Here is a 12,504-nt window from a genome sequence, read left to right on the forward strand (position 1 = left end):
ATATCGTAATGAGCAATAAGTTTGTCATTGGATTAGATATAGGAACGACTAGTGTGAAGGCAGTGGCATTTAATAAAGAGGGACAGGTACTAAGCGAAGTAGAGGAAAATTTACGATTAAAAACGAAAAAAAAAGGATGGGCAGAACAAGATCCACTCGAAATTGAAAACGCAACAATAACCGCTATTCGAAATGCAATAACTAAAGGGAGATTAAATCCGAATTTGTTAGAGATTATCGGTATTTCTTCCGCGATGCATTCGATTATTTGTGTGGATATGGACGGGAATCCACTGTCACCAGCGATTATATGGGCAGATGGAAGAGCAGCAGAACAAGCAAAACTGTTGAAGAAGGACAAAAGTAATGTGTGGTATAAAGAAACTGGAACTCCCATCCACCCAATGACCCCTTTTGTCAAATTATTGTGGATGAAAGAAAACAAATATGAACCATATGTAAAAGCGAGTAAATTTTTATCTATCAAGGAGTTTTTGCTTTCTCGCTGGTTCGGTCTTTCAATCGTGGACTATTCCATTGCATCTTCAAGCGGAATGTTTAATATTCATACCTTCTCTTGGCATAAAAGGGCGCTAGATTTGCTTGGTGTTTCTGAAGAGAAGTTGTCTACTCCAGTTTCCCCTACTACGGTTTTGGAAGGGTTACATAAAAGTGTGGCTAATCAGCTTGGCATCCTTCCGAGTACAAAGTTTGCTATTGGGTCTTCAGACGGACATTTGGCTAATTTAGGTACCAGTGCCATTGGTGAAGGGGAGTTGGCCGTTACGATTGGCACTAGTGGGGCCATTAGACAAATGGCTCCATCTCCGTCTATTAATCGTGATGAAAAAACATTTTGCTATCCGTTTAACGAGTCACTGTTTTTAATTGGCGGAGCAACAAATAACGGGGCTATTGTAATGCAGTGGCTAAAAGACTTTTTGAGTTACGAAGAGAGTATGGACAGCTTTATTGAAATGGCGAAGGACGTACAGCCGGGAGCGGAAGGTGTATTATTTTTACCGTTTATTAATGGAGAAAGAGCCCCACTTTGGAATTCGGAAGTGAGCGGGGAATTTTACGGATTGTCCATCAGTCATAAGAGAGAACATCTCGTTCGGGCTTGTTTAGAAGGAATCATTTACAATATTTATCATATTGGTTTAGCTTTAGAAGAAATGCGAGGACCTGCTAGAAAAATCGTTGCCAGTGGAGGGTTTGCCAAATCGGAACTTTGGTTACAAATACTTGCAGATGTATTTAATAAAGAAGTTGTTGTTCCAATTAGTCATCAAAGCTCAGCATGGGGAGCGGCATGGCTTGCACTTTATTCCGTAGGTGAAGTCGCCAATCTGATGGATATTAAGCAACATACCCCAATCAAAAAAGTCATACTACCAAAGATGGAAAGTCACGAAAGATATATGGAAGTATTTCGTGCTTTTAAGAAATTGTCGGAACGGTTGCTGGAGTGAATGTCACAGTATTGGTGGCGGTTCCCTTGCTAAGACGCTTCCATTTTCCGGTTTTTTATTTCTTTCTTCCGATGTTAATTGTCACCCACCACGTAAATATGTTTGTGAATTCATCTGTAATAATTGCGATGCTAACTATTCATTATGCACTCCACTCGTAAAATCGGACATGTATTCGGCGTCAAAGTTTTTCAGCGCATTGAGAATATGTTAAGCTTGTCACTCATATCCTATTCCCTATAAATAGCAAGTAATTTTTGTTCACTTATTTCTCATAATAAGATACGAAGGAGGGATATTTGTGGCTAAAGCGCATAAGAAAAACGATGCCCAACAAAAAAATAAGCAGGGCTTTGATTCGAATAGACATGACTCCGAATTTTCTACAGAGTTTGGCAGTGCGAAGGCGAATCAAGCACATAAAGAAAAAGCGAAACAAATGAGAAAAAAATTCGGTATGAACAATACTTAAATTAGATAAAGTTCATTTCAAAAGGAGAATGTTTACTCATGACTTGGTCAAAAAAGACAAAAGAACGAATGTGGCGTGCCCGGAAAAATACGAACAATCCACATGGGAAAATAAAATCACTAGAACAATTAGCTGAAGAAACAGGAAAAGAAAGTAAATAAACGAAATCTGTCCTCCAGAAAAAAATGAGACCACCTTTCAAAAACTTCTAATAAGTACGCTGACTCATCTGTTGCGAGACGATATCGTTCGAAGTTGGAAAAATTTGTTCGAACGAATGGATAGGGAAAATTTAGGTGGTTTCTTATATGTAAGAATGGAGGACAGGCACTGATATCTTCGTATGGAATTGAATTCTGAGTGAAAAGAGGAGAATTACTTTCACTCATTTTCGACATTCTATTTGTCATTTATATAGTATCCATTGCTCTTCCATTGCTTCGACTGCGTATTTCCGTAAAACTTATTTCCCCCATCCTTTTTCTTACACGAACTTTAGATTCCATTGTTTCTCCGTAAAATGTAGTAGTTTGCAAATTTTTATAAGCAACATTAACTAAGTTATTTATTTTTTTCGTTCGTATTCCTTTACACCCCACATGTTACTCTTGCCGTTTCACTCCCTATTTTGGCACTGCTATTTTTATCTTCGCTTATTCCTAAACAAAAAAATGTCCATACATAAAGGAAATTGGAATTTTATGAAACATTCTTTTCCTCTAACCGTAATATCAGTGGAGAATAAAAGTTGGGGTGGTCAAAAATATGGATGGGTCAATTGTAAGTTTAATTATTACACATATTATTTTGCCAATCTTTTTTATTTATTACTTAATGTTTGGAAAGTTTCAATCGAAATTTGAATGGTTTTTGCACCTGATGTGCACGATTTTCATTACCTCATGGCTTGTTATTTCAGGTCGTTGGGATTGGTTCAGTTACTATATACGCTTTTTTTGGATCGTGCCATTAATAGTAGCAATTTTTCTATCTTGGCGAAAAGTGAAGAGACTACCGAATTACGTGAAGTATGATAAAGGACAAATATTTTCGATAGTGATTTCAGCCATTCTCATTTTTGCGTTTGGCTTCTATAACGTTTTTTCTATTAAAGGTTTTTTTACAAAAGATGAAGCGATTGAACTTTCTTTCCCACTAAAGGATGGTACGTATTATGTTGCACATGGTGGAAACAGTGCTTTGATCAATTACCACAATGAATATGAAAGTCAACAATATGCCATTGATGTGGTGAAATTGAATAGGCTTGGGATGCGAGCAAACGGGCTCTATCCGAAGCAATTGGGAAAATATGCGATTTATGGGGAAACGCTCTATAGTCCGTGTAGTGGGGAAGTAATGGAAATGGAGAACAATCATCCAGATCTCGTCCCACCAGAAACAGACCAAGAACATGCACCTGGAAATTACATTGCCTTAAAATGTAAAAACACGTCGACAATTGTGTATATCGCACATATGCAAAAGGGTAGTGTGTTAGTTGATGTAGGGGACTCAGTTGAGGCAGACGAACCGATTGGGAAAGTAGGGAATTCCGGAAATACAACCGAGCCACATCTTCATATTCATGCAGAAAAAGACGGAATTGGTCAGCCTATCCGTTTTGAGAACCGCTTCTTGAAAAGAAACAGTCTTGTCAGTGCAGAATAATGGGATGTTCGTAATGGTGAGGTGTAAAGGTTGTACAATAAAGGAGGCGATTGTTCAATAAAGGGCAGTCGCTTTTTTACTTATGAATCAGAATATTTGAGTAAACCAATTTAGTTATTAAGAGACTAAAATGAGGTGAAGTAGTAATGAAAAAATGGGTAGTTAAGTTTATGATTGGAGTGCTTTTTGTGATCTAAGGATTAACGCTTTTTTGTTAGCTATTTAAGTTAACGGGAAATTAGCAAAGGACTCTCCTCAGTTAAAAAATCTAACAAAAGGTAATGCTTAGGTGAATATAGGGATTCTTCACATAGGATATAGTTTGTTTATCTAATGGTATTTCACATAAATAACACTTTTTTTGTTTTTTATTGTAAAATGAAGAAAGGAATATCTTTAGAAGGAGAGTTTTGAAATATGGCAGATAATAAATCAATCAGTCTGTATCAAGCATTATGGAATTCAGCAGATATATTACGTTCAAAAATGGATGCTAACGAATATAAAAGTTATTTATTAGGTCTCGTCTTTTACAAATACTTATCGGATCGGATGCTTATTCATGCAGCATCACTGTTAGAGGAGCCAACCACTGATTTAAATGAAGCGCAAAAGCTTTACGAAGAAGCTTATCAAGATGAAGAAGTGAAAGATGATTTATTAGCGGAGCTTCAATATGATTTTTCTTATACCCTTGAACCGAGGTTAACTTTTTCATCTCTAGTGAAAGACATACATAAAGGTACTTTTCAACTTGAAGATTTGGCACAGGGCTTCCGTAACATTGAACAATCAAGTGAAATCTTTGAAAATCTTTTTGAAGATGTTGATCTATATTCAAAAAAACTTGGGGCAACACCGCAAAAGCAAAACCAAACTATTTCAGAAGTAATGAAAGAATTAGCAGTTCTGGACGTGGCTGGACATGCAGGCGATGTGTTAGGCGATGCGTACGAATATTTAATCGGGCAATTCGCTTCAGACTCAGGAAAAAAGGCGGGTGAGTTCTATACCCCACAACCAGTTTCAAAACTGATGACGAAAATTGTATTACATGGTAAGGAAAATCAAAAAGGTTTTACAGTATATGACCCTACAATGGGTTCGGGCTCGCTGCTATTAAATGTAAAAAAATACTCAAATGAGCCAGGAACAATCTCATATTTCGGACAGGAGTTAAATACATCCACTTATAACTTAGCAAGAATGAATATGATTTTACATGGTGTCGACACGGCAAACCAGCATTTAAGTAATGCAGATACCCTAGACCAAGACTGGCCTACTGATGAACCAACGAATTTTGACGCAGTCTTAATGAATCCTCCTTATTCAGCAAAATGGTCAGCGGAAAAAGGTTTCTTAGACGACCCGCGCTTTTCTATGTATGGAGTGCTAGCTCCTAAGTCCAAAGCTGATTTTGCCTTTCTTTTGCATGGTTATTACCACTTAAAAGAGGATGGGGTAATGGCAATCGTTCTTCCGCATGGTGTGTTGTTTAGAGGAAATGCAGAAGGAAAGATTCGTAAAATTTTGCTTGAAAACGGTGCGATTGATACGGTTATTGGTTTACCAGCGAATATTTTCTTTAATACGTCCATCCCAACAACGGTGATTGTATTAAAGAAAAATCGACAAACGCGAGATGTGCTATTTATTGATGCGTCAAAAGAATTTGAAAAGGGGAAAAATCAAAACAACTTAAAAGACGAACATATTGAAAAGATACTTAATACGTATATCGATCGGAAAGATGTGGAGAAATACGCCCACGTCGCTACGTATGAGGAAATTGTTGAAAATGATTTCAACTTAAATATTCCACGGTATGTAGATACGTTTGAAGAAGAAGAGCCAATTGATTTGGTTTCATTAGGAAAAGAACTTGTTGATTTAAATAAGGAAATTAAACAAGCAGAGAGTGCATTTTTAGCATTACTTGATGAGTTAGAAGTCAATGAAAAAACAAAAGATCTCATTGAAGCAACAAAGGAGGTCTTCCGATGAACAAGAAAAAAAACGTGCCAGAAGTGCGTTTTAAAGGGTTTACGGACGATTGGGAACAGCGACAGTTAAAGGATGTAGTTGATGTTCATTCAGGTCGGGACTATAAACACCTATCTGACGGGGATATTCCTGTGTATGGTACTGGTGGATATATGTTGAGTGTGAATGAAGCATTATCCTATGATAACGCAATCGGAATTGGTCGAAAAGGTACTATTGATAAGCCATATCTGTTACGGGCACCATTTTGGACTGTTGATACACTATTCTATGCAGTTCCAAAAGAAAAATACGATTTGGATTTTGTTCATTTAGTTTTCCAACGTGTAAATTGGAAACAGAAGGATGAATCGACTGGTGTACCGAGTTTATCTAAATCCACAATAAATACCGTACATGTGACGCTTCCTGAGTGTGATGAACAAGCCCAAATCGGTCATTTTTTCAGCCAACTAGACCACCTCATCGCTCTTTATCAGCAAAAAGTTGAAAAATTACAGAAAATGAAAGGTTCTTACTTTGATTTAATTTTTAACCAAAAAATACGTTTTACTGGATTTACAGAAGAATGGGAACAGCGTAAGTTGGATAGTCTGGTAACACCTGTAGTTCGAGAAGTACCAAAACCAGACAGACCTTATAAACGTATTTCTGTTCGTTCTCATGCAAAGGGAACATTTCATCAAAAAGTAGATGATCCAAAAACTGTATTAATGGATAAATTGTATGTGGTTAGAGAAAATGATCTGATTGTTAATATTACTTTTGCTTGGGAGCATGCAATAGCTGTTGCTAACAAATCAGATGATGGATTACTTGTTTCACATCGTTTTCCAACATTTATTATTGATAAATCAGATAATAATTTTATTCGTTATACCGTGTCTCAAGAAAGTTTCCGAAAAAAAATGGAATTAATATCGCCAGGCGGGGCAGGAAGAAATAGAGTCCTCAATAAGAAGGATTTCATCAACCTAAAAATAAATGTACCGTCTCTTATAGAAGAGCAAACCAAAATTGGTGCCTTTTTTAAACAACTCGATGAGACAATCGATCTTTATCAACTCAAAATTGAAAAATTAAATAAAATCAAGCAAGGTTTTTTGCAAAAAATGTTTATTTAAAAAAGGCGAAATTTCGCCTTTTTTATTTCCCTAATACAAAGAAGATAAGAGCTTCATTACTTTCTCATTATCTTGATTTTCTAATTCTTGAATAATATGAAGATAGGTTTGTTGTGTTGTTGTCATATTCGAATGTCCAAGTCTTCGTGCAACACTAGCTGTGGAGACACCTGCATAAAGTAATAATGACGCATGGGTATGTCTTAAACCATGGATAGAAATAATAGGGATATTGGCTTTTTGGCAATAGTTAGCTAATCTTTGGTTTACCGTAGAATTAAACACACGGCCTTGAACAAAAATAGGTTGGTCTAGCCCTTTACCAGATACTAATTGAGAAAATTGTATATTCGTTTGCCAATCAAGCTGTATCTTTCTAACTGATGAGCTGTTTTTCGTAGGTGAAAATCCTCCTTTTGGATCTTTGTAATTCCAAGTTTTACTAATTGTAATGATTTGTTTTGAAAAATCAAAGTCATCTGGTGTAAGTCCTAAAGCTTCCGAAAAACGAATTCCAGTTTTTGCTATTAAGAGAATTAACCAATCCCATGTCACTGATTCAGTCAAGGAAAGTTGATTGAGTAATGCACGTAATTCAAATTGATTCAAATATTTTATCTTTTTTGCAGCAGGTTGTTTCCCTTTAATTACAACTTTCCTAGTTGGATCATGTAATAATAGACCTTCATCATGAGCATCCAAAATCGCCCCTTTAATTTGATGATGGAAGTCCATTGTTGTTTGTCTTTCATGTGTTACCGCGTAGTCATTTAGTAGTTTCTGGTACGTCTTTCTATCCAGCTCGTCTAAAGATAAAGAAGGAGCTAACTCCAGTAACCATTGATGATTAATCCAATACTTTTGGAGTGTCACTGATCTAACAGCTCCCACTTTGTATAATTCTATCCATTCTTTAAAATAGTCATGAAACAGGACCGACTGCTTTTTCCCCTTTTTCATTTTAAAAAACCTCCTAATAATATTTTGATGAAAGACCTCATCAAGTTAATTATCGGGAGTTTAAAGGACGATTCAAAATATTTATACGTGTCAAATAAACATTTTTTGTAAATAGGCTTTTTTAAGTTCAATAAGTTTATTTACCTTTTTTTCTTGAAGGTAAATAATGTAGTCGAGTTGTTTGAAAAGATGCCCAATTCTAGATTGTTCTTCAATCGAAGGAACTTGGTAAACTGTTTCAGATACAGTTTTCCAATCTGAACGTGGCATTTTTGTACCGGTAGAGAGATTAGCTACTAACTGAAATTTACCTGTTTGAATCAGGTAATAGTTAAAAGTTGGAATTGAATTTTTTGATTCAAAAACCCAAAAATCACCTACTGCTTTCCCTTTAAAATTAACAAGAAGCCAATTTTTTAAGTACGGACGCAGTTTACCAAATAAAATAAAATTAGGTTCAAAAATCACACCCTTTCTATCATCAAATTTTTGAGTGACATCTTTATTTAATCTTCCTTCACAAGAAACAATATCTTCATATTCGACTATCGGAAGATTGGCATCATTCGTCTGCTTAGAAACCCTATTTACTATTTCGGAAAATTTATACTGTCTCCATTCGTTTGAAAAGCCTAAAAAACGTATGTTTTGGTTGAATATTTCACTTAAAAAGGCCGATTTCATTTCTTTCAATTTTTTTAGTTTCTGCTGATAAAGAGCGATGGTATTATCTAGTTGTTTAAAAAAGTTTCCGATCTTTTCTTGCTCCTGCATATTAGGTAATCCTACTGTTATTTTCATTACTTTGTTTTTTGAAATGTTATAGCGTGATATACCTTGAGCTAATAACATCATTTGCTCACGTACAGTATGTGACCTGAGTAAGTAAGCAAAAAATAAATAATTAATTTTAACTTTAGGTCTATATCCAAAGCAAAAACTATTTAGGTACACATTTGGTTTACTACTTAACCATACAGAAGACATTCCTACTTCTTGAGGTGTCTCCGAAGATGTAGTAAATAACACATCACCATACTTTAATTCATTTTGTTTTGAATCAATCTCAACATTTTCTGTCATTGATGTGTCAGAAATAGGATTACTAAATACATTCATGTAAGTTACAAACTCAGCAGCACCATGTCCGAAATCCTCTTTTGTTTTGCCTGATAACCCTGTAAATGTATCTCCCATATCCCCCAACTTACGCTGTTCCCAATCTATACACATTCGTGAAATGGTATAAAATCCATTAAACATTAGTTGGCTAAAAAGAACCTTAATTCTAACAGTCTATCGTGATATACTGAAGATAATGAAACGGAGGTGTGTTAATTCGGTAAGTATTCCGTACCTTCGTATGGCTTTAAATTTCGAAAGTAGCATTTTAACATTCTATGTTTTAATTAAAAATAGCGGGAATTATTCGCCATAATTGTTTACCTAGATATTGAAGCACCGGTTAGAGCTTGTATAAGAATGAGGTGAATATATGTCAAAAAAATTTAGCTCAGAAGCGGAACTAGAAAACAATTTAATTAAGCAATTAATTAATGGAGAATCCCAATGGAAGTATCGGGATGATTTGCACACAGAAGCTGAGCTGTGGCAAAATTTTCGATTGAAATTAGAAAGCAACAACAAAGATGTTTTGAATGATGTTCCTCTAACAGAACAAGAATTTCAGCAAGTGAAAAACCAGCTGAATTTTTCCAGTTTCTATGAAGCGGCGAAATGGCTAGCTGGTGAAAATGGAATTGCAAAAGTACAAGTACAACGAGAAGATGCCACATTGGGTACGATTCGCTTAAAAGTTATTAATCGAGCTGATGTGGCTGGCGGCATGTCCTCTTACGAAGTCGTTAACCAATTTGAAAGCGACAAGAAGAATACGGAAGATCGTAATCGCCGCTTTGATGTGACACTACTCATAAACGGACTACCCATGATTCATATTGAGTTAAAGAATCGCAGACATCCTTACATGGACGCGTTCCGACAAATTAAGAAGTATCTAAAAGAAGGCAAATTTACGGGAATATATTCGACATTACAAATGTTTGTTGTGTCAAATGGCACCGATACCCGATATATTGCTAGTGCACTTGATACAAAATTAAACGAAAAGTTTCTAACGAAATGGGTTGATAAAAACAATCGGCCGGTCAATGACTACTTAGAATTTGCCCGTGATGTCTTATCCATTCCTCAAGCTCATAAGATGGTTACACAATATACGGTTATAGATAAGGACAAAAAGGCGTTAATTCTATTACGTCCTTATCAAATCCATGCGATTGAAGCGGTTAGAGAAGCTTCAAAACGACAAGAGTCAGGATATATATGGCATACGACAGGATCAGGAAAGACGTTGACATCGTACAAAGTTGCTCGTAATTTATTACAAATACCTTCCATTCAAAAGACGATTTTTATTGTTGACCGGGTGGATTTGGACCAGCAAACCACCACTTCCTTTGAATCATATGCTGAACATGATGTCATTGAAATTGATGAAACAGATAACGTAAATGATTTAATTAAAAAGCTATTATCTGATGAACGGACGGTTATTATCACGACCATTCAAAAGCTTAATTATGTGATGAAACGGTTTAATGATAAGGAAGACTCAAAGAAGGCACTTAAACTTAAAAAATTGAAGGTTGCCTTTATCGTCGATGAATGTCACAGGGCTGTTTCACCGCAAAAGAAACAAGAAATTGAGCAATTTTTTGTTCATTCCTTGTGGTATGGTTTTACTGGGACACCGATTTTTGGAGAGAATGCTAAGCAGGTTGTAGGTAATTTACCACGGACAACCGAGGAACAATACGGAAGACGTTTGCATGAATACACGGTTAAAGAAGCGATACATGATGAGGCAGTATTAGGTTTTCAGGTTGAGTATAAGAGTACTCTCTCAGAAGAAATGATTGATGATATTTTAAAACATGTAGCCAAAGCAAAAGATTTAGATGACTTATCACTGGAGGAAAAAGAAGCTCATTTGCCTAAAGGTGTGTATGAAGATGAACGGCATATGCTTGAAGTCATTAAATCAATTGTCAATGAGTCAAGAACAAAACTTGGATTTCAAAAAGGAGCAGGTCAAACATACGCTGCCATCTTAACAACTTCATCGATTGCACAGGCACAGCGGTACTACGACTTATTCAAACAAGTTAAGGCCGGGAAATCTAGTGTACAAATTGATGAACGAACAAAACGAGTGTTACCTGATTTCCCAAAAATGGCCATTACATATTCGATTTCTGAAAATGAAGAAGCGTCCATCATGAACCAGGAAAAAATGAAAGAATCGTTACGTGATTACAACGAAGAATATGGAACGAATTATACGCTAGACACGATTAGAGCCTATAATCGGAACGTCAATGACCGCCTAGCAAGGAAAAAGGAGAAATATTTGTCCCGCTCCGAACAGTTGGATTTAGTAATTGTAGTTGACCGTTTGTTAACAGGATTTGATGCACCTTGTGTTTCAACGCTGTTTATTGACCGTCCGCCGATGAAACCGCATGATTTAATACAGGCTTTTTCTCGGACAAATCGTCTGTTTGATAAATTGAAAAAGTATGGGCAAATTGTAACATTCCAAACACCGAAAACCTTTGAAAAAAAAGTAAAGGAAGCATTAGTATTATATTCCAACGGCGGTGAAAATGCCGTATTAGCACCTGATTGGAATGAAGCTAAGCAAGATTTTTTAGACTCAATTCGTGCGTTAAGAAAGACAGCAGAAACACCTGCAATTGTCGAAGGATTAACACTCGTTCAAAAGAAAAAATTTGCGAAGGCATTCCAAAAGTTGAATAAATCTTATTCATCCATACAAGTGTATAGCGAATATGATGAAAATCAGCTTGGTAATGTTTTTCCAATCACTATAGGCGAGATGGAAGATTACTATGGAAAGTATGTTAATGTGATTGAAGAGTTGAAAGGGGAACCCGGTGATTCTGAAGATGAGGTAGAAATTGATATAGAATATGAATTAGAATCTATTAAAACCGAAGAAATCAACTATGAATATATTTTAATGCTGATTCAGTCCTTTGTTCCATCAGGAAATGACGAAATGGAATTAATTCGGGAACAAGACGAAAAAGTGGTGAAAGAAGTCGAACATTACTTAGATGAATTAGCGAAAAATAATCCGAAATTAGCCCAATTGATGAAAGAATTATGGGACAATATCCAGAAGGACCCAGAAGCATACCGGGACCAAAATGTATCGGTTCTGTTAGAAGAAATGATTCAGAAAACGACGTATAAGTTGATTGATGATTTTTCAAAAAAATGGTACGTGAAAGAAGAAGAATTATCATTTATGGTTGCCAATTACAATCCGTCATTGGACAAACAAAATGGTGAATCCGAACTAAAACGCACAAGTAACTACGAATCTTATAAAGTCAATACTGAAAATCCAGTCAAACGGTTATCTTATTGGAAGACCGTTAAACAGGACTTTGAGAAAATGATGTCAAATGAAATTTTACCGTTACAAAAGCGTTAATTTCCTCTTTTTATAGCCTTGATTGCTTCTCAAGGCTATTTTCTCTTTTTAGTGCTAAATAATCAGCGTAAAAAACACCTGTGAAGAGGTGCGTTTATTTTTTATTTCGGGTGTCTATTAATATCACGAACTATATACGTCCAAATTTTCAGCAAAATCATTTACTTATATTTCAATAAGCAACAAACAATTCTTCCTAGTGCGTTTTTAGCAAGTGTCTTCCATTCAAATATCCATTTAAAGAAGAGC

The 12,504-nt window shown here is 35.8% G+C and carries 9 protein-coding genes; 7 read left to right on the plus strand and 2 right to left on the minus strand.

Annotated features, from left to right (window positions below):
- The first annotated feature begins 8 nt into the window (after positions 1-8).
- The 6 genes from BN1242_RS00655 to BN1242_RS00675 all read left to right on the plus strand — a co-directional run bounded on the left by BN1242_RS00655 (position 9) and on the right by BN1242_RS00675 (position 6,749).
- Positions 9-1,475: a gluconokinase gene (locus BN1242_RS00655; RefSeq protein ID WP_062349987.1), complete on the plus strand. Its 1,467-nt coding sequence runs from the start codon at positions 9-11 to the stop codon at positions 1,473-1,475.
- Positions 1,476-1,776: 301 nt separating this feature from the next.
- Positions 1,777-1,947 (plus strand): hypothetical protein, encoded by a 171-nt coding sequence (locus tag BN1242_RS13670; protein WP_203226018.1) that lies wholly within the window; start codon positions 1,777-1,779, stop codon positions 1,945-1,947.
- A gap of 38 nt (positions 1,948-1,985) precedes the next feature.
- Entirely contained in the window at positions 1,986-2,108 is a 123-nt protein-coding gene (locus tag BN1242_RS13740; RefSeq protein WP_238985051.1) for a DUF6254 family protein, read from the plus strand.
- 604 nt (positions 2,109-2,712) lie between these two features.
- Positions 2,713-3,618, plus strand: a complete 906-nt coding sequence (locus BN1242_RS00665) for a M23 family metallopeptidase (RefSeq protein ID WP_062349991.1) — start codon at positions 2,713-2,715, stop codon at positions 3,616-3,618.
- A gap of 417 nt (positions 3,619-4,035) precedes the next feature.
- Positions 4,036-5,625 carry a type I restriction-modification system subunit M gene (locus BN1242_RS00670; RefSeq protein ID WP_062349993.1) on the plus strand — a complete coding sequence of 530 codons (1,590 nt, stop codon included), beginning with the start codon at positions 4,036-4,038 and terminating at the stop codon, positions 5,623-5,625.
- Entirely contained in the window at positions 5,622-6,749 is a 1,128-nt protein-coding gene (locus tag BN1242_RS00675; RefSeq protein ID WP_062349995.1) for a restriction endonuclease subunit S, read from the plus strand. The genes BN1242_RS00670 and BN1242_RS00675 overlap by 4 nt, the downstream gene beginning before the upstream one ends.
- 30 nt (positions 6,750-6,779) lie before the next feature.
- Here BN1242_RS00675 and BN1242_RS00680 read toward each other — a convergent pair whose 3' ends face one another.
- Positions 6,780-7,709: a site-specific integrase gene (locus tag BN1242_RS00680; protein ID WP_062349997.1), complete on the minus strand. Its 930-nt coding sequence runs from the start codon at positions 7,707-7,709 to the stop codon at positions 6,780-6,782.
- Positions 7,710-7,799: 90 nt separating this feature from the next.
- On the minus strand, positions 7,800-8,972 hold the full coding sequence (locus BN1242_RS00685; RefSeq protein ID WP_071435382.1) for a restriction endonuclease subunit S: 1,173 nt from the start codon (positions 8,970-8,972) through the stop codon (positions 7,800-7,802).
- Positions 8,973-9,204: 232 nt separating this feature from the next.
- On the opposite strand from BN1242_RS00685, the gene BN1242_RS00690 reads away from it, so the two are divergent.
- Complete coding sequence (locus tag BN1242_RS00690; protein WP_062350000.1) at positions 9,205-12,255, plus strand: type I restriction endonuclease subunit R; 3,051 nt, start codon at positions 9,205-9,207, stop codon at positions 12,253-12,255.
- Positions 12,256-12,504 lie beyond the last annotated feature (249 nt).

The organism is Bacillus kwashiorkori (assembly GCF_001375515.1).
Classification (GTDB): domain Bacteria; phylum Bacillota; class Bacilli; order Bacillales; family Caldibacillaceae; genus Bacillus_BK; species Bacillus_BK kwashiorkori.

Excerpts from the sequence above, each read along its gene's own strand:
- BN1242_RS00665 (WP_062349991.1), top strand. The coding sequence starts at position 2,713 with ATGGATGGGTCAATTGTAAGTTTAATTATTACACATATTATTTTGCCA.
- BN1242_RS00690 (WP_062350000.1), top strand. The coding sequence starts at position 9,205 with ATGTCAAAAAAATTTAGCTCAGAAGCGGAACTAGAAAACAATTTAATT.
- BN1242_RS00675 (WP_062349995.1), top strand. The coding sequence starts at position 5,622 with ATGAACAAGAAAAAAAACGTGCCAGAAGTGCGTTTTAAAGGGTTTACG.
- BN1242_RS00670 (WP_062349993.1), top strand. The coding sequence starts at position 4,036 with ATGGCAGATAATAAATCAATCAGTCTGTATCAAGCATTATGGAATTCA.
- BN1242_RS13740 (WP_238985051.1), top strand. The coding sequence starts at position 1,986 with ATGACTTGGTCAAAAAAGACAAAAGAACGAATGTGGCGTGCCCGGAAA.
- BN1242_RS00685 (WP_071435382.1), bottom strand. The coding sequence starts at position 8,972 with ATGTTTAATGGATTTTATACCATTTCACGAATGTGTATAGATTGGGAA.
- BN1242_RS00655 (WP_062349987.1), top strand. The coding sequence starts at position 9 with ATGAGCAATAAGTTTGTCATTGGATTAGATATAGGAACGACTAGTGTG.
- BN1242_RS00680 (WP_062349997.1), bottom strand. The coding sequence starts at position 7,709 with ATGAAAAAGGGGAAAAAGCAGTCGGTCCTGTTTCATGACTATTTTAAA.